The following is a 21,230-nucleotide window of genomic DNA, read 5'->3' as shown; positions in this document are numbered from 1 at the left end:
GCTGTCAACCGCGGAGGCTTTTCGGATTGCTTCGCTTCGCTCGCAATGACGAATCAAGCCAAGTGCAAGGCGGTCACCGCGAGGTCGATCGCCTTGATGCCGATGAAGGGAATGACGATGCCGCCGAGCCCGTAGATCAGGAGGTTGCGGCGGAGCAGCGCGCCGGCGCCGACGGCGCGGTAGGCGACGCCCTTCAGCGCCAGCGGGATCAGCGCGATGATGACGAGCGCGTTGAAGATGATCGCCGACAGGATGGCGCTTTGCGGGCTCGACAGGTTCATGACGTTGAGCACGCTAAGCTGAGGGTAGAACGCCAGGAACATCGCCGGGATGATCGCAAAATACTTGGCGACGTCGTTGGCGATCGAGAACGTCGTCAGCGCACCGCGCGTCATCAGGAGCTGCTTGCCGATCTCCACCACCTCGATCAGCTTGGTCGGGTTGGAGTCGAGGTCGACCATGTTGCCGGCCTCGCGGGCGGCCTGCGTACCCGTGTTCATGGCGACTCCGACATCGGCCTGGGCGAGCGCCGGCGCGTCGTTGGTGCCGTCGCCGCACATGGCAACCAGCTTGCCCTTGGCCTGCTCGTCGCGGATCAGCTTGAGCTTGTCCTCGGGAGTTGCCTGCGCCAGGAAGTCGTCGACGCCGGCTTCGGCGGCGATGGCCGCCGCCGTCATCGGGTTGTCGCCGGTGATCATGATGGTGCGGATGCCCATGCGGCGGAGCTCGGCGAATCGCTCGCGGATGCCGCCCTTGACGATGTCCTTGAGCTGGACGATCCCGAGCAGCTTGCCATCCTTGGCGACCGCCAGCGGCGTGCCGCCGGACTTCGACACGTCATCGGCAATGGCCTGGATCTCGCGGCCGAGCTCGGAAAGCGCGGCAGGCTGCATCGCCCGCGCCGTGTTGCCGGAGGCAACCGCGGTCGGGGCGCCGCCACCGACATAGTTCAGCATGGCGTCGACTGCGCCCTTGCGCACCGACGAGCCGCCAGCATCGACACCGCTCATGCGAGTCTGCGCGGTGAACGGGATGAAGGTGGCCCCGAGCTCCGCCATGTCGCGGCCGCGGATGCCGTACTTCTCCTTGGCCAGCACGACGATGGAGCGGCCTTCCGGCGTCTCGTCCGCCAGCGAGGCCAGCTGGGCGGCATCCGCCAGCTCCTGCTCGGTGACGCCGCGCACGGGACGGAAGGCCGTCGCCTGCCGGTTGCCGAGGGTGATGGTGCCGGTCTTGTCGAGCAGCAGCGTGTCGACGTCGCCGGCGGCCTCGACCGCGCGGCCCGACATCGCCAGCACGTTGAAGCGCACCAGGCGGTCCATGCCGGCGATGCCGATCGCGGACAACAGCGCACCGATCGTGGTCGGGATCAGCGTCACGAACAGGGCCACCAGCACGACCACCGAGATCGAACCGCCGGCATAGGCGGCGTAGCTCGGGATCGTCACGGTGGCGAACACGAAGATGATGGTGAGGCCGGCGAGCAGGATGTTGAGCGCGATCTCGTTCGGCGTCTTCTGCCGCTCGGCGCCCTCGACCAGCTTGATCATGCGGTCGATGAAGGTCGATCCCTGCGCGGCGGTGATGCGCACCCGGATCCAGTCCGACAGCACCTGCGTGCCGCCCGTCACCGCCGAACGATCGCCGCCGGATTCGCGGATCACGGGCGCGGACTCGCCGGTGATGGCGGCCTCGTTGACGGAGGCGACGCCCTCGACCACCTCGCCGTCCGAGGGGATGGTGTTGCCCGCCTCGACCAGCACGAGATCGCCGACCTTCAGGCTCGTGCCTGACACGAGCTTGTAGTCCCGGCCCGCGCCGCTCAGGAGCTTGGCCTGGCTCTCGGTGCGGGTCTTGCGCAACGTCTCGGCCTGCGCCTTGCCGCGGCCCTCGGCCACGGCTTCGGCGAGATTGGCGAACAGCACGGTGAACCACAGCCAGAGGATGATCTGGAAGGTGAAGCCGAGATTCTCCCCGCCGGTGACGAGATCGCGCAGGAAGATCACGGTCGTGAGCGCGGCCACGATCTCGACCACGAACATCACGGGGTTCTTCACCATCAGCCGCGGATCGAGCTTGGTGAAAGAGGCCCGGATCGCGGGGACCACGATCCTGGGATCGAGCATCGCCGACATCGGGGGGCGCTTTTGCAGTTTCATCGTATCCATGGAGGTCACTCCAACAACCAGATTCAGAACACTTGGCCGGCGTTCATCGCGAGATGCTCGACGATCGGACCGAGCGCGAGTGCCGGGAAGAAGGTCAGCCCGCCGATGATCAGGATCACGCCGACGACGAGGCCGACGAACAGCCCGCCGGTGGTCGGGAAGGTCCCCGCCGACGGCGGCACCGACTTCTTGGCCGCGAGCGAACCCGCAATCGCCATCGCCGGAACGATCATGAAGAAACGGCCGACGAACATCGCGCTGGCGAGCGTGAGGTTGTAGAACAAGGTGTTGCCGGTGAGGCCTGCGAAGGCAGAGCCGTTGTTGCCGGTCGCCGACGTGAAGGCATAGAGCACCTCGGTGAAGCCGTGCGGGCCGGCATTCGCCATGGAGGCGACCGCCGCCGGATAGACCACGCCGACCGCGGTCCAGCCGAGATACATCAGCGGCAGCACCAGGATCGCGAGCATCGCCATCTTGACCTCGCGCGCCTCGATCTTCTTGCCGACATATTCCGGCGTACGGCCGACCATCAGGCCTGCGACGAAGATCGCGAGCACGACGAACAGCAGCATGCCGTATAGGCCGGCGCCGACGCCGCCGACGATGATCTCGCCGAGTTGCATGTTGATCAGCGGGATCATGCCGCCGAGCGCGGTGAAGCTGTCATGCATGGCGTTGACCGCGCCGCAGGAGGCGGCCGTCGTGATCACGGCGAACAGCGAGGACGCGACGATGCCGAAGCGGACTTCCTTGCCCTCCATGTTGCCGCCGGTCAGGCCGAGCGCATGCAGGGTCGTGGTGCCGCTGGCTTCAGCCCAATAGCAAACGGCGACACCGGCGACGAACAGCACGCCCATCACGGCGAGGATCGCCCAGCCCTGGCGCTGGTTGCCGACCATGCGGCCGAACACGTTGGTGAGCGCCGCGCCGAGCACGAAGATCGACAGCATCTGCACGAAATTCGACAGCGCAGTCGGATTCTCGAAGGGATGCGCGGCATTGGCGTTGAAGAAGCCGCCGCCATTGGTCCCTAGCATCTTGATCGCGACCTGCGAGGCGACCGGGCCGACCGCGATGGTCTGCTTGGCACCTTCGAGCGTGGTCGCCTCGACATAGGCGCCGAGCGTCTGCGGGATGCCCTGCCAGACCAGGAACAACGTGAACACGACGCAGATCGGCAGCAGGATGTAGAGCGTGCAGCGGGTCACATCGACCCAGAAGTTACCGATTGTGCGCAAGGACGCGCGGGCAAAGCCGCGGATCAGGGCAACGGCGAGCACAATGCCGGTCGCCGCCGACAGGAAGTTCTGGTGCGTGAGGCCGACCATCTGGGTGAGATAGGACAGCGTGCTCTCGCCGCCGTAGTTCTGCCAGTTGGTATTGGTGATGAAGGAGATCGCGGTGTTGAAGGACAGATCCGCGGGCACCGCGGATTGCCCGGCCGGATTGAACGGCAACACGGCCTGCAGGCGCATCAGGCCGTAGATGATGAGGAAGCCACCGACATGGAACAGCAGCATGGCGACCGTGTAGGTCAGCCAGTGCTGCTCGCGCTTCTCGTCGACGCCGGAAATCCCGTAGATGCCGGCTTCGATCGGGCGCAGGACGGGCGACAGGAAGGTGCGCTCGCCGTTGAACACGCGCGTCATGTACCAGCCGAGCGGCTTTGTGAGCGCGACGATGATGACGCAGAAAAGAATGATCTGGATCCAACCGATCATAGTCATGGCATTAACCCTTCAGACCTTGTGTCTGGCGCAGCAGCGGCAGGAGCACCGCAAGCAGGCACACGACGAGCGCAGCGTCGGCCAGCAGCAATTCGACGAGCAGCAGCACGGCGTCAGAACCGCTCGGGCCGCAGCAGCGCGTAGGTGAGGTAGACCAGGAGGCCGAACGAGACGGCGCCGGCGAGCGCATAATCGAAGATCATGGTCCGCTCCCTCACAGCCGTTCGCAGGCATAGGTGTAGCCGATCGCGAGGGCGAAAAAGACGAAGCCCAGCGCCAGCATCAGGATGTCCATCATGGCGATACTCCTCAATACGAGACGATATCCGGTATTGCCTGTCTCTGGATTCCCGGCGGGCCGGTGCTGCAAGCGAACGCAACACATGTCTCTCGGCCGGGAACTTCACCGCGCTGAAGTGCCATTGCGCACATAGGTTTTCGAGGTGGAGCCTATGGCGACGTTATAGGAATCTCATAAAAGCCGGCACGTCGTGCCATCCGCCATGTGACACCGACAACGCATTCCGGGAGCACGCTCCTTGCAGGCGGTGCAGCGACGCAGTTCACCAACGGCTTTGCTGCCCGTTGATACGGCAGGCGACGGCCCAGGTCTTTTCAAAACGCCCTGCCTGTATAAGCCCCCACCTTCGGCGGAGGCGGCTGTCGCATCCGTCGGTCCTATCCAGAAGAATCCGGGCATTTATGAAATGCCTATATCTCTCGCCCGATCCCCATCTCGTTTTCAAACACCCTTCCAGCCATCTTGGAGAGGCCGGCCGACTGACCGACGCCAACTCCAGGAGGCCTGATATGACCGCCACTCTCCGTCGCAAGGATCCACCATCGCTCGGCGCGCGGCTTCGTCACGCCCATGCAATGACGCGGCCACTGATGCTCGACATCATGCATGGCTGCCGGCGCTTCCCGTCCCTCGGCCCGAGCGAGCGCACGGCGCGCATCATGCGCCTGGTCGATGCGGAAGCCTGGATCGATGCGGCATTGGCGCTGATGGAGCTCGAGCTGCCGCAGTGGCAGGTGCGCCGCCTCGCCTATGACGAGGGCGAGTGGCACTGCGCGCTCTCGCGCGAGCGCGAACTGCCGGACTGGCTTGACGCCGCGGTCGAAGGACGCCATGACGACCTCGCGATCGCCCTGATGTCGGCTTTCGTCGAGGTCCAGGCGATGGCCGCAGAAGCGTCGCGGCCGGGCGTTCCCACTCTGCGTCCCGCCCCGGATTTGCTCTACGAGCCGGTTGCTTGCGAGAACTTCAGCTAGGCCAGCCGGACCGTTCGCACCTTGCCGCAATCTTCGAACACATCGGGGGCCCTGAGCCCAGCGCGGGTGATCGTGCGCTTTGCCGTGCGCGTCGTCATCCTCGGAGCCTTTGCAGCGTTCGGCAGCATCGGCTTCGGCCGCAGCCTCGCCATCCTGCTCTGGATGTCGATCATCCTCTGCGCCGCCGTCGCGGTTCTGCGACGCGAACAGCTGTTTGGCGCCGTCCTCAATCATTGGGACGAATGCGTGGCATTCGGCGCGCTGTTCGCGCTGGTTCACCTCGTGAACGAGCAGAGCTGAACGGGAAGCTTTATGAGCTTCCTATGAGATCACCGCAATGCCTCACTCGAAATCATATTCGCTTGAACGGATATTGATCGAACGGTTGCGGGCTCGCGCCCGCCGCCACCGTCAATCGGAAGGAATATGTCAGTGAAACTCGTCGAACCCCCCTCGTGCAGCTCGCCCTCGACCATCGTCTTCGTCGGCCGCAATCGCCGCGGACAATGGGTCGCTCAGGAGCAGAACGGCCTCTATGGCGGCCTGTTCGTCAGCCGCGCCCAGGCGATCAAATATGCGCTGTTCGAGAACGGACAGCACCCGGAAACCATCGTCGAACCGTCGCGCGAGATCGAGCTCGACATGGGCAAGCGCCCCAGCACCATCGTCGTGCACCGCGCCGCCTGAGCGCACAAGGAAAACCATGCTCATCCCTCCCGCCGCCTGGTTCACCGGATTCATTCCGGACCTGCCGACCCCGTTCGACGCCGCAGATGCGGTCGATCTCAGGGCGTTCGCCGCACTGTGCGAACGACAGGTCGCGGCCGGCGTGCCGGCCATCGTGGTCTGCGAGACGGCCGGGGAAGCGCCGACGCTCTCGCCGGCCGAGCAGGAGCTCGTCATTCGCACAGCGGTCGACGTTGCCCGCGGCCGCGTGCGGGTCATCGCAGGCGCGGTATCCAACGCGACCAGCCACGCCATCGAGCTGGCGCGGCGCGCGGAGGCGGCCGGCGCCGATGCCGTCATGTCGGTCGTGCCCGCCTACAACAAGCCGATGCAGGAGGGCATGCTCGCGCATTTCCGCACCATCGCCGGCGCGATCGGACTGCCCGTGATCCTGCACGATAATCCCTCCCGCACGCTGCACCCGCTCGCCGACGAGACGCTTCTGCGTCTGGTCGAGTCCCGCCAGTTCGTCGGCCTGCGCGATGGGAGCGGCGACATCACCCGTCCGATGCGGCTGGCCCGCAACTTGCCGGCAAGTTTTCGTTGTCTCTCCGGCGACGACACCACCGCATTCGGCTTCATCGCGGACGGCGGCGACGGGGCGATCTCGGAGGTCGCCAACATCGCCCCGGATCTCTGCCGGACGATCTTCTCGCATGTCAGGCAGGGCCGACTGCAATCCGCCCGCTATCTGCACAAGCGCCTGATCCCGCTCATCGCCTGCCTGTCCAGCGAAAGTCCGGCCGCGCTTAAATACGCCCTCAGCGTCCTCGGAGTGATGTCGGCCACGACCAGGCTTCCGATCGTGCCGCTGGACGCAGCCGCGCAGAGAGGCGTGGTGCGCGCATTCGCTGCGATTGCGGACGAGGAATTGATCGACAACGTCGGAGCGTGATTGGCGGGACGTTCCATTCCCCTTCTCTCGATTTCCGTGACGCATCTCGAAGGCACGTCCACGTCTGGCAGACGCGGGCGCGAGGATCGGCATCCCTATGACATTCCTATGCGGGCGCGCCGGCGCTCATCTCGCAATCCTACGCAATGATGGACATCATAAGCAGCAGGTTGGTGCGGCCCTCTCGCCGCACCGTTGACGAGGACTTCCGCGATGTCGATCCTGACACATGACCTTGACCGGCCTCTGGCTGAACGCCCGGTGCGCATCTCCGATGCGCGCAAGGCCCAGCTCAAGCGCGTCACGCTGCAAGGGCTGGCGCTGCTCTCGATGGGCAGCGTGCTCACCGCGCTGACCGCGCTGAGAACCGCAATCCATATCTGGCATCTTCCCGCCTGACCGGCGTGTCACCGACGCAGGCCTGGATCAGAGCCCCCGCAGCGAGGCCGATGCCCGGTTGAGGCCGGCTATCCCGCGGAAAAGGCGTTGCCTAAAACTACCTGGCCGATCTGGCGCAGTTTCACGGAACCGTGTAGAGCGGTTTCATGAGCACTGGCAAAGTCAACGTCGTCGCCCACCCCTTGGTCCAGCACAAGCTCTCCCTGATGCGGGAGAAGGACCGCTCGACCAAGAGCTTTCGCGAGATCCTGAACGAGATCGGGATGCTGCTCGGCTACGAGGTGACGCGCGACCTGCCGCTGGAGCTGGTGGAGATCGAGACGCCGATCGCGGCGATGCAGGCGCCGAAGATCGCCGGCAAGAAGCTCACGCTGGCGCCGATTCTGCGCGCCGGCGTCGGCTTCCTCGACGGCATGCTGGCGCTGATGCCTTCGGCGCGCATCGCCCATATCGGGCTCTACCGCGACCCCGAGACGCTGCAGGCCGTGGAATATTACTTCAAGGCGCCGCAGGACCTGTCCGACCGCACCGTGATCCTGATGGATCCGATGCTGGCGACCGGCAACTCGGCCTGCGCCGGCGCCTCCCTGCTCAAGGCGCGCGGCGCCCGCGACATCCGCTTCGTCTGCCTGTTGGCCGCGCCCGAGGGCATCGCCAAGTTCCAAAGCGAGCATCCCGACGTGCCGATCTGGACCGCCGCGATCGACGAGCGGCTCAACGACCACGGCTATATCGTGCCGGGCCTGGGCGACGCCGGCGACCGGATGTTCGGCACCAAGTAGACAGGCTTGCGCGACCGGGTTAGTCCGATGGCCATGAGTGCCAACGATTTTTCGCTGCAATCGCTGCTCCGGATCAAGACCGCCGCCGACCCTGCCCTGGTATTCGACGGCAAGGCCGTGTCTCGCGCGGAATTCTCCGCGAAGATCGAGCAGACCGCCGCCTGGCTAGCCGCGCAAGGCATCGGCAAGGGCGACGTCGTCGCGGTCTGGCTGGTCAACCGGGTCGAATGGCTGGCACTGCTGTTCGCCGCCGCACGGCTCGGTGCCGCCGCCGCCGCCGTCAATACGCGCTATCGCAGCGCGGAGGTCGCGCACCTGCTCAAGCTATCAGGCGCGAAGCTCATGGTGATCGAGCCGGCATTCCGCGCGATCGACTTTGCCGCCATCCTCGCCGATATCGCGGAGGCCGAGGTGCCCGCGCTGCAACGGCTTGCGGTGGTGGGCGCGGATGTGTTCCCCGCACGCTGGTCCTGCGTGCGGTTCGATGCGTTCGAGACCACCTACCCGCCGGCTCCGCCGCCCCAGGATGATGGCGACCTGCCCGTGCTGCTCTACACGACGTCGGGCACCACCAAGGGGCCGAAACTGGTCGCGCATTCGCAAGCGACGCTGGCGACGCACGCCTGCTCCGTCGCCCACGCGCTCCAGCTCGATCACCACCGTCATTCGCTGCTGGCGATGCTGCCGTTCTGCGGCACCTTCGGCATGACGAGCCTGCTCGGTTTCCTCGCAGCCGGTGCGACCATTCATGTGCTCGATGCCTTCGAGGCAGCGCCGGCGCTGCAGATCCTCAGCACGCAACGGATCACGCATTCCTTCGGTTCGGACGAGATGTTCCGGCGCATCCTCGCCCTCACCGATACGCCACGCCCGTTTCCGCATCTCGAAGTCTGCGGCTTCGCCGCGTTCCAGCCCGGCTGGCGCGAGCTGGCTGTGGAAGCCGAAGCGCGCGGCATGAAGCTGTTCGGCCTCTACGGTTCGAGCGAGGTGCAGGCGCTGTTCTCGATCGGCCGCCTCAGTGATGCCTTCGCCGATCGGATCGAGGGCGGCGGCTGGCCGATGTCGACGGAGGCGAAAGTCCGCGTGCGCGATGTCGAGACCGGAGAACTTGCGGCCAGCGGCGTCTCCGGCGAGATCGAGATCAGCGCGCCCTCGCGCTTCCTCGGCTATTTCAACAACCCGGAGGCGACGCGCGAGGCGATCACTGCCGATGGCTTCTTCCGCACCGGCGACATCGGCCGGCTGCGCGGCGACGGGTCCTTCGTCTACGAGACCCGCGCCGGCGATGCGATGCGCCTCGGCGGCTTCCTGGTCGCGCCCGGTGAGATCGAGGACGAGCTCAAATCCTGCACCGGTGTCGCCGATGCCCAGGTCGTCGCCATCGATCTCAAGGGCCAGGGGCGCTGCGTCGCCTTCGTGATCCCGACAACGGAGCCGCCAGTACAGGAGACGCTGATCGCGCGTCTGCGCGAGCGGCTCGCCGGTTACAAGGTGCCGGCGCGGATCTATGTCGTGGATGCCTTTCCCGTCACCGACAGTGCCAATGGCGTGAAGATCCAGCGCGCCAGGCTTCGCGCCATGGCGATGGAGCGGATCGCCGCCGAATAGGCCCGTTCAGTACGACTTCGCGAGCCCCAGCACCTTTTCCGCGATGAAGCTGAGCGCGAGCTGCGGGCTGACCGGCGCGATGCGCGGGATCAGCACCTCGCGCAAATAGCGCTCGACGTGGAATTCCTTGGCGTAGCCGAAGCCGCCATGGGTCATCACCGCCTGCTCGCAGGCCGAGAAGCCCGCTTCGCCCGCCAGATATTTCGCCGCATTGGCCGCAGCGCCGCAGGGCATGCCCTTGTCGTATTGCCACGCCGCCGACATCACCATCAGCCAGGCCGCCTCGAGCTCGACCCAGTTCACCGCAAGCGGATGCTGAATGCCCTGGTTCTTGCCGATCGGGCGGTTGAACACGATTCGCGTCTTGGCGTATTCGGTCGCGCGCGACAGCGCGAGCTTGCCGAGGCCGACGGCTTCCGCCGCAATCAGGATGCGCTCGGGGTTCATGCCTTCGAGGATGTACTCGAAGCCTTTGCCCTCCTCGCCGATGCGGTCCTCCATCGGGATCTCGAAGTCCTCGAAGAACAGCTCGTTGGAATCGACGATCTTGCGGCCCATCTTTTCGATCTCGTGGACCTTGATCCTGTTGCGGTCGAAATCGGTGTAGAACAGGCTGAGCCCGTGGGTGGGCGAGCGCACCTCTTCCAGGGGCGTGGTGCGCGCCAGCAGCAGAATCTTGTGCGCGACCTGCGCGGTCGAGATCCACACCTTCTGGCCGTTGACGATGTAGCGGTCGTTCTTGGCGACCGCGCGGGTCTTGAGCTGGGTGGTGTTGAGGCCGGTGTTCGGCTCGGTGACGGCGAAGCACGCCTTCTCGCGGCCCTCGACCATCGGCGGCAGCATGCGCCTGCGCTGCTCCTCGGTGCCGAACACGACGACGGGGTTGAGCCCGAACACGTTGATGTGCACCGCCGAGGCACCGGACATGCCGGCACCCGACTCGGCGATGGTGCGCATCATGATCGCGGCTTCCGTGATGCCGAGGCCGGAGCCGCCATACTCTTCCGGCACGCAGATGCCGAGCCAGCCGGCATCCGCCAAGGCCTTGTGGAAGTCGTGCGGGAAGCCGCCGTCGTGGTCCTTCTTCAGCCAATAGGCGTCGGGAAAGCCTTCGCAGATCTTGGCGATGGCGTCGCGAATGGCTTCCTGCTGATCGGTGAGCGCGAAATCCATGGTCTTGATCTCCCTTCGCCTTTGCGTTCTTTAGCTCGAAAAACTGCAGGCAGATACGTGAATTTGCCCGCGAAGTGTGTCTACCATGCATGGCGTCATGCGGCGCGACGTGACGCGCGCGCCGTTATTTCGTGAGGAGGAAACCGCGATGGCCGGACTATATTTCGAGGACTTTTCCGTGGGCCAGGAGTTCAGGCATCCGCTGACCCGGACCGTCACGGAGATGGACAACACCATGTTCAGCCTGCTGACGCTCAACCCGCAGCCGCTGCACATCGACGCGCATTTCGCCGAAAAGACCGAGTTCGGCCAGCGCATTTTCAACAGCCTTTACACGCTCGGCATCATGATCGGCATGACGGTCTATGATACGACCTTGGGCACCACCGTCGCCAATCTCGGCATGACCGACGTCACCTTTCCGAAGCCGGTCTTCCATGGCGACACGTTGCGGGCCACGACAAAGGTGCTCTCGGTGCGGGAATCCAGATCGCGGCCCAAGGCCGGCATCGTCGAGTTCGAGCACCATGCCCTCAACCAGAACGACGAGATCGTCGGCAAATGCCGCCGCATGGCGATGATGCACAAGAGGCCGGTCTGATGCGTTCGATGCTGTTCGTGCCGGGGGATTCCCCGCGTAAATTCGAGAAGGCGAGCGAAGGCAAGGCCGACGCGCTGATCATCGATCTCGAGGATTCCGTCGTCACCGAGAAGAAGGCGGAGGCGCGTGAGCTGACGCTCTCGATGCTGAAGGGCCGCCCCGGCCCGCATCAGCTCTACGTCCGCGTCAACGCGCTCGACACCGGCATGACGCTGGCCGATCTCGCCGCGATCATGCCGGGCAGGCCTGACGGCATCGTGCTACCGAAATCGCAAGGCGGCGACGACGTGCGTCAGGTCGCGACCTGGCTCGAAGCTTTGGAAGCCGCCTCCGGCATCGCGATCGGCGCGACCCGCATCGTCTGCGTCGCGACGGAGACCGCCGGCTCGATCTTCGGGCTCGGCAGCTACAAGGGCTGCTCCCCTCGCCTCGCCGGCCTGATGTGGGGCGCGGAAGATCTCTCCGCCTCGCTCGGCGCCACCGAGAAGGCGAGCGGCGGCGTGTTCCACAGCCCCTACCGCCTCGCGCGCGATCTCTGCCTGATGGCGGCCGCCGCGGCCGAGGTCGCACCGATCGACACTGTTTACACCGACATCGACAACCTTGCCGGCCTCGAAGCCGAAACCCGCGCCGCGCGGCGCGACGGTTTTTCGGCCAAGGCCCTGATCCACCCCAAGCATGTCGACATCGTCAACGCGGCCTTCGCGCCGACGGAGGCCGAGCGCGCCTGGGCGGAGAAGGTGATCGCGGCGTTCGCGAGCAATCCCAATTCCGGCACGCTGCGGCTCGACGGTCAGATGATCGACAAGCCGCACCTTCGCGCGGCGATGAAGATTCTCGGCCAGTCCTAGAGCGGGACGCAAGCCGCCGGCTGCCGGCCTCAGTCGAACCCCTGAACGGGCGGTGCCGGGGAATGCGCCGGCGCGGCAGGCGCGGCTTGAACCGGCGGAGCCTGGACCTGCGGGGCCTGGACTTGCGGAGCCGGATTGCCGGCAGCTCTCATCTGGCCGTTGGCGGCCATCGCCTCGCGCGTGCGCGACGGGCTGCCGGTCGCGGCGGCGCGACGTGGCGGCGGCTGCCGGTGCCTGGCCGACTGCGAGCCTCTCAGGCCCCAGGACCGGGCGATCGAAGGTCCGGCCGTGTAGCCGATCAAGGCGCCGGCGACCGCACCCACCGGCCCAAGCACGACCGCACCCGAGACCGCGCCGAGCGCCGCATCGCCCGCGCGCTCCTGCGCGAGCGCGCCCGCGGGCACGCAGGCCAGCATTGCGACAGCAGTGATCAGTGCCTTGTTCATCGGAGCGCCTCCCTCGCGACAGATCACTCCTGCTCAAATATGGCCACACGAGGTTCGCTTGCCGGCCAACAAAAGGCAATCGCGCGCGGAACCCGGGCGTCCGGACGGTTCGATTGGCCGATCATCGATCTCCAGGAGCCGGCAACGAGGACAGGCGCGCCAACATCTTGACACCGCTCATCCGCTGAATATTTTTTCGCCGAGAAGAGATCTTCTCATCCTCGCAAACCAAAGGATCTAACGCGACCGTCTGGAGAGACGACGATGCTCGATGAGAATCTGGCCCGCATTCGTGCGCACCGCAACAACATCCACCGCTACCGGCGCCTGCTGAAGACCAGGCTGTCGCAGCTCGAGCGCCAATTCATCGAGAGACGACTTGCGGAAGAGCGATCGGCGCTCGATGGCCTGACCGCCACTACCTTTCCCGTCGGCTTCCGCGCCGCCGAAGCGCCGGCGAACGCGTTGGGGATGGCCTAATGAACAGCCAACGCGACCTGCTGATCCGCGGCAGCGAGAAGGTCATCGGCCATTACGAGCTGCTTCTCGCCAGCGCCAAGAACGAGCATGAGCGCGAGCTCTATCGCCAGCGCATCGAACGCGAGCGGCGGCTGATCCGGGACCTGCAAGGCGAATGGGATCACCGCGCCGCCTGAGCTGGGTGATCACAAGCCGTGCTTCTATCGCAGATAGGGTTATCGCATTTGAGAGCTCTCCCGCGGCCATCCTTCGAGACGCCCGCTTGAGGCGGGCCCTCAGGATGAGGACGGAGTGTGTGGCTGCAGTTTCAAGAGGCACTGACACTGGTTAGCCTCATCCTGAGGAGGCGCGTCAGCGCCGTCTGGAAGGACGAGGCGTGCGCACCGGCCCGCGCTACAAGTCAAATACGATAGCCTTGCCATCACAGGACGAACCGCTTCCGCGGTTCGTCCTGCGCATTCGTTTCAGCGGACGAGGCGATTGGGGCCTGCGAGCGCGCTGCTCGGCCCGGCTGCGGGCGCCACTCTCACGGTGGCGGTGAACGGCGCACCGTTGCGCAGCAGCGTGAGCTTCACGTCCTCGCCGATCCGCGCCAGGCCGATCGTGTTGCGGAGCTGGGCGGCCGTGCGGATCGGGCGGTCATCGGCGCCGGTCACGACATCGCCCTTGCGCAGGCCGGCCTTCTCTGCGGGCGAATCCGCGGCGATCTCGGCAATGACGGCGCCCTGATTCAATCCCTTGTTGACCGACGGATGCAGGTCCTTCAGCGAGATGCCGATGCGACCGCGCTCGACGCGGCCGCTCACGATGATCTGCTCCATCACCTTGCGCGCCATGTTGACCGGAATGGCAAAGCCGATGCCGACATTGCCGCCCGCGGGCGAGATGATCGCCGAGTTGATGCCGACGAGCTCGCCGCGCAGGCTGACCAGCGCGCCGCCGGAATTGCCGGGATTGATCGCCGCGTCGGTCTGAATGAAATCCTCATAGCCCTGCTTGCCGAGGCCGGTGCGGCCGAGCGCACTGACGAGCCCCGAGGTCACGGTCTGGCCGAGGCCGAAGGGATTGCCGATCGCGAGGACGAAGTCGCCGACATCGAGCCCGTCGCTATCGCCGAAGGCAAGCGCCTTGAGCCCGACCGGGTTCTGGACCTGGAGCACCGCGACGTCCGTTGGCGGATCACGACCGATGACCTTGGCGGAAAACTGCCGGCCGTCCTTGGTCGTGATCTGAACGGCTGATGTGCCCTCGACCACGTGATTGTTGGTCAGCACATAGCCGCGCTGGGCGTCGACGATCACCCCGGAGCCGGTCGCATTGACCTCCTTCTCGATCTGCCGGGGAACATCGAAGAATTCGCGAAACAGCGGATCGCGATAGAGCGGATTGTCCTCGCGCACGCGGCCGTGCACGGAGATGTTGACCACCGCGGGCGTCACCTGGCGTACCAGCGGGGCCAGGGTCGGCACCGGGCCGCCGGCCTTCAGATCCGGAATCTGGCCGGCGGCAGGCTGTGACGCTGTGAGTGCCAGCATCAGCAAGGCCAGGAACAGCAGACGCACAGCATTCATCATCGTCACCCTGCCGCGTTGTGTTGTGAGGATAGTCGGAACCTTGGTGCTTCAGCCTTCGTCGCCTGACGCGACGATCCAGCCCTGCAGGGCCAGAAGCGGGACGGTCCAGGCTGCCGCGGCCTGGCCGAGCAGCACGAGGGAGAGTACTGCCGGCGTGAACATCATGCCGCCTGCCTTTCTGCGGCGGCCCATGGCCGCCGCAGCCGCATCGGCACGCCGCCGCCCCGGGGCGGGTCGTCATTGTCGTTGTCGCCGTCGAGCTTGCGCAAGGCGGCCAGGATGTCGGCGAGCCGGACCGTGTGGCTCATGCCGGGAATCTCGCGCAAGGCGGGATAGGATTCGACCGCGTACATGTCCGATGCCCAGGACGACAGGATGACGCGCTTCTCGGGCGACGAGAGCTCCTCGGCATTCAGGACGTCGGCAGGCGAGTCGTAGTGGGCGGCGGGATGAAACAGCGGATTGAGAGTGCCGGAACTGGTATTCACGTTGGTCATCGGTGGGTCTCCCACATGCTCCTTTCCAGGGGGACGGCTTGCTGACGATGAGACGGCGGCACCACAGCGTCGCCGTCCCGCTTGATGTTAATGCGTATTGATCGCGATGCGCTTGACGCCTTCGCGTGCCTTCTCCGATTTCGGCAGCGACACGGTCAGGACGCCGTTCCTGAACGACGCCTCGGCCTTGTCCTCCTCGACACCCTCCAGCGGAATCTGCCGTTCGAAGGCGCCGTAATAGCGCTCGGTGAAGAACCTGCCTTCGCCGCTGCGCTCCGCCTTCTTCTCGCCGCGGACGGTGAGAACGCCATTGGCGATCTCGACCTGGACGTCCTTCTCCGTCAGGCCGGGAAGCTCGGCCGAGACGGTCAGCGTCTTGTCGGTCTCGCTGAGCTCGACCTTCGGCCAGCCGAAACGGCCTTCCATCAGCGGCGACAGGCTGGTCGCCCCGAAGCCGCGGAAGACATCGTCGAACAGACGGTTCATCTCGCGGTGAAGCGTCAGGAACGGATCGAAATTGTCCCGCGCCTGCGCGAGCTCCTGGTTTTTCGACCAGGGAATGAGATCACGAAAAGCCATGGTACCCTCCTTCATGCATCGGAAAGCGCGGCCCGCGCACGCGCGCGCCGCGTTCCGCTACCTGTCCGATCGAGCGCTCAGGCTGCTTTCTTCTGCTCGATCTGCGATGCCGCAGGAGCGCCGCCCGCGATGGGAATGCGGCGCGGCTTCATGGCTTCCGGAACCTCGCGGACGAGGTCGATGATCAGGAGCCCGTCCTGGAACGAGGCCTGCTTCACCTGGACATAGTCGGCGAGGTTGAACACGCGCCGGAACGGACGCGCGGCAATGCCCTGGTACAAATATTCCCGCGCGGCGGTCTCGGGCTTCCTGCCCTCGATGGTGAGCGCGTTCTGTTCGGCCGTCACGGTGATGTCGCTGGCGCCGAAGCCTGCCACCGCAAGGCTGATCCGGTAGTGGTCTTCGCCGGAGCGCTCGATGTTGTAGGGGGGATAATTGTCCTCGGTCGCCTGGCGCAGCGTGCTGTCGACGAGGTCGGCCAGGTGGTCGAAGCCGATGGTGGAACGCCACAGGGGCGCGAAGTCAAAACTGGTCCTCATAACCAAGTCCTCCAAAGAGCAAGATGGATACGAAGGAGCGCAAGGCGGGATTTCAGACGGGTCCGAAAGACCAACCCGGCGCCCGTGCCGGACCCGGTTGGCATCCGACACACCGCTCTCGCGGCGAAAAACGACTTAGAACACCGGAAAACGGTTTCAAGGGGCCGGCCCAAAAAATTTTTCGAGCCCGCCGGACACCCCCGCCCGCCGCGCTGACCCTCAGGATTTCAGCGCGTCCCGGGCCGTCTCCGGCGCCAGCAGCGTCGCGACGATCGTGATGACCGACAGCGCGACGATGTAGACCGAAACCGCCCAGTACGATCCGGCCCAGGCCAGCAGCGCAGCCGCGATCAGCGGCGAGAAGCCGCCGCTCAAGGCCGCCGCGACGTTGGCGCCGAGCGAGGCACCGCTGTAGCGCACCTGGGTGCGGAACAGCTCCGGCATGAACGCGGCCTTGGGCCCGAACAACAGCGCATGGGTGAGCGTCATCGTGACGACGAGCGCAAGCGTGATCAGCGCCGGCTCCCTGGTGTCGAGGAACCAGAACAGCGGAAACGCCAACGCCACCGAGAACACGCCGCCGGCCAGATACAGCGCCTTGCGTCCGAAGATGTCGGACAGCCAGCCTGCAAGCGGCAGCGTCGCGAACTCGACGATCGCGGCATAGACCACGGCATCCAGGATCACCTGCCGGGGCAGGCCGAGCTTGGTCGTCGCGTAAACCACCGTGAACACGGTGAGGAGATAAGCGAGCCCGACCTCGGACACCGTGATGCCGATCGCGAGCAGAAAGCTGCGCCAGTCGCGGCGCAGCACTTCGAGGGCCGGCTGCGCCAGCACCTCCTTGCGCTCGACGATCTCCTTGAAGTGAGGCGTCTCCGCGAGCTTGAGCCGCACGATGAAGCCGACGCCGACCAGCAGAATGCTGATCAGGAACGGCACCCGCCAGCCCCAGCTGAGGAAGTCCGCCTCCGGCAGCTTCGTCATCAGGGCGAAGATGCCGGTGGAGGCGGCGACGCCGACGGGAAAGCCGACCTGCACCAGGCTGCCGTAGAAGCCGCGGCGATTGCCGGCGTGCTCGATCACCATCACGACCGCACCGCTCCACTCGCCCCCGAGCCCGATGCCTTGAACGAAACGAAGGATCACGAGCAGGATCGGGGCCCAGACGCCGATCTGATCGTAGGTCGGCAGGCAACCGATCAGGAAGGTGCCGAGCCCCATCGCGATCATGGTCGCAACCAGCATGGTCTTACGGCCGAGCCGGTCGCCGTAATGCCCGATGATGGCGCCGCCGATCGGCCGCGCGACGAAGCCGACCGCATAGGTCGAGAACGCCGCGAGCGTGCCGACGAAGGGATCGAAGCTCGGGAAGAACAGCTTGTTGAAGACCAGCGCCGCCGCCGTGCCGTAGATCAAGAAATCGTACCACTCGATCGCGGTACCAAGCGCACTCGCCCACACCACATGCGCCGTCGTCGATCTCTCCGCGGAAGCGGAGACCCCCGTTGCTGCCGTCATGCCCTGCCCCAAAGGATTCCGGACGGCATCATGGCCAAACGTTGTGGTGGTTGCAATCTGTGGAGGTGTTGTCTCTCACAGGATAACGGGCGCGGGATTTTGTGCGCAGGTGCGCAACACCCGTCATTGCGAGGAGCCCTTGCGACGAAGCAATCCAGACCGCCTCCGCGGAAAGACCCTGGATTGCTTCGCTTCGCTCGCAATGACGGGTGTTGAGGCAGGAGCGCTCCTTACGCGGCATCACCCGGCCATCGTGGAACCGGCCCGACAGCCGTTGTTCGCCATTGACAAACTGATTTGCTATAATCTAATTTGCCTCCACAACGACCCTGCCGCACCAAGCGGCCAAAAAGAGAGGAAACGACAATGAGAGGGCTCCTGGCCTGCACCATGCTTGCCGCCATGACGTCGGCCGCCATGACCACGGCAGCGACCGCGCAAGTGTCCGACGACGCGGTGCGGATCGGCGTGCTGACGGACCTGTCGAGCTGGGGCCGCGACAACTCTGGACCGGGCTCGGTCGAGGCCGCCAAGATGGCCGTGGAGGAATTCGGGCCGACCGTGCTCGGCAAGCCGATCGAGATCATCAGCGCCGACCACCAGATGAAGACCGACGTCGGCGTTCAGATCGTCCGCGGCTGGTTCGACAACGGCAAGGTCGATGCGGTCGTCGACATCCCCAATTCCGGCATCGCCATCGCCGTGCACAACATGGTGCGCGAGCGCGGCAAAGTCGCCCTGCTCTCCGGCCCCGGCGCGAGCTCGCTGACCGACGAGCTGTGCAGCCCGAACACCGTGCATTTCACCTACGACACCTATGCGCTCTCGAAGGTGACGGCCTCCGCCGTGATCCGGGAAGGCGGCAAGTCCTGGTACTTCATCACGGCCGATTATGCTTTCGGCCAGCAGCTCGAGAAGGATGCGACGCGCTTCATCAACGAGATGGGCGGCAAGGTGCTCGGCGGCGTCAGGCATCCGACCAACACCGCCGATTTCTCCTCCTTCGCGCTGCAGGCGCAGAGCTCGAAGTCCGACGTGGTCGCCTTCGCCAATGCCGGCCAGGACACCGACAACGCCATCAAGCAATCCGGCGAATTCGGCCTGGTCCAGGGCGGCCAGAAGCTGGTCGGCCTCTTGATGTTCGACACCGACGTGCACGCCATCGGCCTGAAGGCCGCGCAGGGCACCTATATGACCACGGCGTCCTACTGGGCCATGGACGAGGCCACCCGCGCCTGGTCGAAGAAGTTCTACGAGCGCACGAAGGTGATGCCGACCATGATCCAGACCGGCGTCTACGGCGCGGTGATGCACTATCTGAAGGCGATCAAGGCGGCCGGCACCGACGATTCCGCCAAGGTGATGGCCAGGATGCGCGAGCTGCCGATCGAGGATATCTTCGTCCATGGCGGCAAGTTGCGCGAGGACGGCCGTGTCATCCGCGACATGTATCTCGCCAAGGTGAAGACCCCCGCGCAGTCCAAGGAGCCGTGGGACTATCTGGACATCGTCAAGACCGTGAAGGGCGAGGACGCCTTCCGTCCGGTCTCCGAATCCAAGTGTCCGCTCCTGAAGAAGTGAGGTGATCAATGACTGGCAACGAGCATGGCGCCACGGAGACCTACGAGTGCGACGTGCTCGTGGCCGGATCGGGTTGCTCCGGCATGTCGGCCGCGATCACCGCGCGTTATCGCGGGCTCGACGTGCTGATCGTCGAGAAGGAGCCGCGCTTCGGCGGCACCACGGCCCGCTCCGGCGGCTGGCTCTGGATCCCCGGCACGTCGCTGGCTAAGGCGTACGGCATCGAGGAGACGCCTGAACAGGCTCGCACGTATTTGCGGCATGAGGCCGGCAACAATTACGACGCGGCACGCGTCGATGCCTTTCTGAGCGCCGGCCCTGAAGCTGTCGATTTCTTCACCACCAAGACCGCGCTGCGCTTCGACATGCCGCTGGTGTTTCCCGATTATCACGCCGAAGCGCCGGGCGGCACGCAGGGCGGCCGCTCCATGGTGACGCGCCCGTTCGACGGCCGCGAGCTCGGCGACACCATCAAGACGCTCGGCACGCCGCTGCCCGAGCTCACCGTGTTCGGCATGATGTTGGGAAGCGGCAAGGAGATCATCCACTTCATGCGGGTGACGAAGTCGCTGACCTCGGCGGTCTATGTCGCGAAGCGCCTGACGCGGCATCTCATGGACGTGCTGCGCTATGGCCGCGGCATGACGCTCACCAACGGCAATGCGCTCGCCGGCCGCCTGGCAAAGTCCGCGTTCGACCTCAAGATTCCGATGTGGCTGTCCTCGCCCGTACGCGAGCTGACGGTCGAGAACGGCACCGTGACCGGCGCCATCGTCTCGCGCGAGGGACGCGAGGTGCGTGTCCGCGCCCGACAAGGCGTCGTGCTCGCCTGCGGCGGCTTTCCGCACGACGTCGAGCGGCGCAGGAAGATGTTTCCGCACGCGCCGACCGGCGTTGAGCATTATTCGCCCGGGCCTACGGGCAACACCGGCGACGGCCTGCGCCTTGCCGAAGGCGCCGGCGGCCGCATCGAGGACCGCCTGCCGAACGCGGCGGCCTGGGTGCCGGTATCGCTGACCACGCGCAAGGACGGCTCCAAGGGCGTGATGCCGCATTTCATCGACCGCGCCAAGCCCGGCGTGATCGCTGTGATGCGCGACGGCAGGCGTTTCGCCAATGAAGGCAATTCCTATCACGACTTCGTCCAGGCCATGATCAAGGCGGCAAAACCCGGCGAGGAGATCGCCGCCTTCCTGGTCTGCGATCACAAGACGCTGCGGAAATACGGCCTCGGCTGCGTGCCGCCCTTCCCGATGCCGCTCGGTCATCATTTGAAGACCGGCTATCTCATGCGCGGCGACACGCTGGAAGCCCTGGCGGCGAAAGCCGGGATCGAGGCCAAGGCGTTCGCCGAGACGGTCAGGCAGTTCAACGCGACGGCACCGCTGGGACAGGACGCCGCCTTCGGCAAGGGCTCGAAGGCCTATAACCGCTACCAGGGCGATGCGCTGCACGGCCCCAACCCCTGCGTCGCGCCGATCGAGAACGGCCCGTTCTACGCCATCAAGATGGTGATCGGCGATCTCGGCACCTATGCCGGCATCGTCACCGACGCGAACGCACGGGCGCTCGATGCCGAAGGACGGGTGATTCCCGGCCTCTATGCCGCCGGCAACGACATGGCGAGCATCATGGGCGGCAATTATCCGGGCGCCGGCATCACGCTTGGGCCGGCGCTGACCTTCGGCTACATTGCCGGCAGACATCTTGCCGACAGCGCCGCCAAGCGCGACGCGGCGTAGAGCATGATCCGGAAAAGTGTGCAGCGGTTTTCCGAAGAGATCATGCTCAAGCAACGACTCAAGCGC

23 protein-coding genes are annotated in these 21,230 nt (G+C 65.5%); 13 read left to right on the top strand and 10 right to left on the bottom strand.

The genetic code is table 11. The features are described from left to right. Nucleotides 1-53: 53 nt before the first annotated feature. From kdpB to P0R31_RS01735, 3 genes are all read right to left on the bottom strand, one after another. On the bottom strand, nt 54-2,168 hold the full coding sequence (kdpB, locus tag P0R31_RS01745; protein ID WP_275512581.1) for a potassium-transporting ATPase subunit KdpB: 2,115 nt from the start codon (nt 2,166-2,168) through the stop codon (nt 54-56). 23 nt (nt 2,169-2,191) lie between these two features. After that, entirely contained in the window at nt 2,192-3,895 is a 1,704-nt protein-coding gene (gene kdpA, locus P0R31_RS01740) for a potassium-transporting ATPase subunit KdpA (protein WP_275512580.1), read from the bottom strand. A 113-nt stretch (nt 3,896-4,008) separates the two neighbouring features. After that, complete coding sequence (locus P0R31_RS01735; protein ID WP_018641117.1) at nt 4,009-4,098, bottom strand: K(+)-transporting ATPase subunit F; 90 nt, start codon at nt 4,096-4,098, stop codon at nt 4,009-4,011. A gap of 607 nt (nt 4,099-4,705) precedes the next feature. Between P0R31_RS01735 and P0R31_RS01730 the strand changes: the two genes are divergently transcribed. From P0R31_RS01730 to P0R31_RS01700, 7 genes are all read left to right on the top strand, one after another. Beyond that, the gene (locus tag P0R31_RS01730; protein WP_275512579.1) at nt 4,706-5,170 is read left to right on the top strand and encodes a hypothetical protein; all 465 of its coding nucleotides are present in this window, start codon (nt 4,706-4,708) and stop codon (nt 5,168-5,170) included. Between the two features lie 21 nt (nt 5,171-5,191). Further along, a complete protein-coding gene (locus P0R31_RS01725) occupies nt 5,192-5,470 on the top strand; it encodes a hypothetical protein (protein WP_275512578.1) in 279 nt (92 codons plus the stop codon). 132 nt (nt 5,471-5,602) lie between these two features. Then, on the top strand, nt 5,603-5,857 hold the full coding sequence (locus P0R31_RS01720; RefSeq protein ID WP_275512577.1) for a hypothetical protein: 255 nt from the start codon (nt 5,603-5,605) through the stop codon (nt 5,855-5,857). Between the two features lie 16 nt (nt 5,858-5,873). Then, nucleotides 5,874-6,791: a 4-hydroxy-tetrahydrodipicolinate synthase gene (gene dapA / locus P0R31_RS01715; protein ID WP_275512576.1), complete on the top strand. Its 918-nt coding sequence runs from the start codon at nt 5,874-5,876 to the stop codon at nt 6,789-6,791. Between the two features lie 213 nt (nt 6,792-7,004). Beyond that, nucleotides 7,005-7,190 carry a hypothetical protein gene (locus tag P0R31_RS01710; RefSeq protein ID WP_275512575.1) on the top strand — a complete coding sequence of 62 codons (186 nt, stop codon included), beginning with the start codon at nt 7,005-7,007 and terminating at the stop codon, nt 7,188-7,190. Between the two features lie 146 nt (nt 7,191-7,336). Beyond that, nucleotides 7,337-7,972 carry a uracil phosphoribosyltransferase gene (gene upp / locus P0R31_RS01705; RefSeq protein WP_275512574.1) on the top strand — a complete coding sequence of 212 codons (636 nt, stop codon included), beginning with the start codon at nt 7,337-7,339 and terminating at the stop codon, nt 7,970-7,972. 33 nt (nt 7,973-8,005) lie between these two features. Continuing rightward, on the top strand, nt 8,006-9,580 hold the full coding sequence (locus P0R31_RS01700) for an AMP-binding protein (protein WP_275512755.1): 1,575 nt from the start codon (nt 8,006-8,008) through the stop codon (nt 9,578-9,580). Between the two features lie 6 nt (nt 9,581-9,586). Here P0R31_RS01700 and P0R31_RS01695 read toward each other — a convergent pair whose 3' ends face one another. Continuing rightward, nucleotides 9,587-10,753: an acyl-CoA dehydrogenase family protein gene (locus P0R31_RS01695; protein ID WP_036007218.1), complete on the bottom strand. Its 1,167-nt coding sequence runs from the start codon at nt 10,751-10,753 to the stop codon at nt 9,587-9,589. A gap of 97 nt (nt 10,754-10,850) precedes the next feature. On the opposite strand from P0R31_RS01695, the gene P0R31_RS01690 reads away from it, so the two are divergent. Continuing rightward, entirely contained in the window at nt 10,851-11,354 is a 504-nt protein-coding gene (locus tag P0R31_RS01690; RefSeq protein ID WP_343299295.1) for a MaoC family dehydratase, read from the top strand. After that, a complete protein-coding gene (locus P0R31_RS01685) occupies nt 11,354-12,205 on the top strand; it encodes an HpcH/HpaI aldolase/citrate lyase family protein (protein ID WP_275512573.1) in 852 nt (283 codons plus the stop codon). The genes P0R31_RS01690 and P0R31_RS01685 overlap by 1 nt, the downstream gene beginning before the upstream one ends. 29 nt (nt 12,206-12,234) lie before the next feature. Here P0R31_RS01685 and P0R31_RS01680 read toward each other — a convergent pair whose 3' ends face one another. After that, nucleotides 12,235-12,651, bottom strand: coding sequence for a hypothetical protein (locus tag P0R31_RS01680; protein WP_275512572.1), 417 nt, complete (start codon nt 12,649-12,651; stop codon nt 12,235-12,237). Nucleotides 12,652-12,915: 264 nt separating this feature from the next. Here P0R31_RS01680 and P0R31_RS01675 point away from each other — a divergent pair, with 264 nt between their 5' ends. After that, nucleotides 12,916-13,131: a hypothetical protein gene (locus tag P0R31_RS01675; RefSeq protein ID WP_275512571.1), complete on the top strand. Its 216-nt coding sequence runs from the start codon at nt 12,916-12,918 to the stop codon at nt 13,129-13,131. After that, nucleotides 13,131-13,307: a hypothetical protein gene (locus P0R31_RS01670; protein WP_193760435.1), complete on the top strand. Its 177-nt coding sequence runs from the start codon at nt 13,131-13,133 to the stop codon at nt 13,305-13,307. Before P0R31_RS01675 ends, P0R31_RS01670 begins: the two co-directional genes overlap by 1 nt. A gap of 288 nt (nt 13,308-13,595) precedes the next feature. Here the strand turns inward: P0R31_RS01670 and P0R31_RS01665 are convergent, their stop codons facing one another. From P0R31_RS01665 to P0R31_RS01645, 5 genes are all read right to left on the bottom strand, one after another. Then, complete coding sequence (locus P0R31_RS01665) at nt 13,596-14,705, bottom strand: trypsin-like peptidase domain-containing protein (protein ID WP_430516783.1); 1,110 nt, start codon at nt 14,703-14,705, stop codon at nt 13,596-13,598. A gap of 161 nt (nt 14,706-14,866) precedes the next feature. After that, entirely contained in the window at nt 14,867-15,202 is a 336-nt protein-coding gene (locus P0R31_RS01660; protein WP_275512570.1) for a hypothetical protein, read from the bottom strand. 87 nt (nt 15,203-15,289) lie between these two features. Further along, complete coding sequence (locus P0R31_RS01655; protein ID WP_275512569.1) at nt 15,290-15,781, bottom strand: Hsp20/alpha crystallin family protein; 492 nt, start codon at nt 15,779-15,781, stop codon at nt 15,290-15,292. Nucleotides 15,782-15,858: 77 nt separating this feature from the next. Beyond that, nucleotides 15,859-16,320: an Hsp20 family protein gene (locus P0R31_RS01650; RefSeq protein ID WP_028181167.1), complete on the bottom strand. Its 462-nt coding sequence runs from the start codon at nt 16,318-16,320 to the stop codon at nt 15,859-15,861. Nucleotides 16,321-16,539: 219 nt separating this feature from the next. Beyond that, on the bottom strand, nt 16,540-17,841 hold the full coding sequence (locus P0R31_RS01645; RefSeq protein WP_275512568.1) for an MFS transporter: 1,302 nt from the start codon (nt 17,839-17,841) through the stop codon (nt 16,540-16,542). A gap of 366 nt (nt 17,842-18,207) precedes the next feature. Between P0R31_RS01645 and P0R31_RS01640 the strand changes: the two genes are divergently transcribed. After that, nucleotides 18,208-19,422: an ABC transporter substrate-binding protein gene (locus P0R31_RS01640; RefSeq protein WP_275512567.1), complete on the top strand. Its 1,215-nt coding sequence runs from the start codon at nt 18,208-18,210 to the stop codon at nt 19,420-19,422. 8 nt (nt 19,423-19,430) lie between these two features. Continuing rightward, complete coding sequence (locus P0R31_RS01635; protein WP_275512566.1) at nt 19,431-21,164, top strand: FAD-dependent oxidoreductase; 1,734 nt, start codon at nt 19,431-19,433, stop codon at nt 21,162-21,164. Nucleotides 21,165-21,230 lie beyond the last annotated feature (66 nt).

This window comes from Bradyrhizobium yuanmingense, assembly GCF_029167105.1.
GTDB lineage: Bacteria > Pseudomonadota > Alphaproteobacteria > Rhizobiales > Xanthobacteraceae > Bradyrhizobium > Bradyrhizobium yuanmingense_A.
Note: the sequence above shows the minus strand (reverse complement) of the source record. Positions and strands in the feature narration are given on the sequence as shown.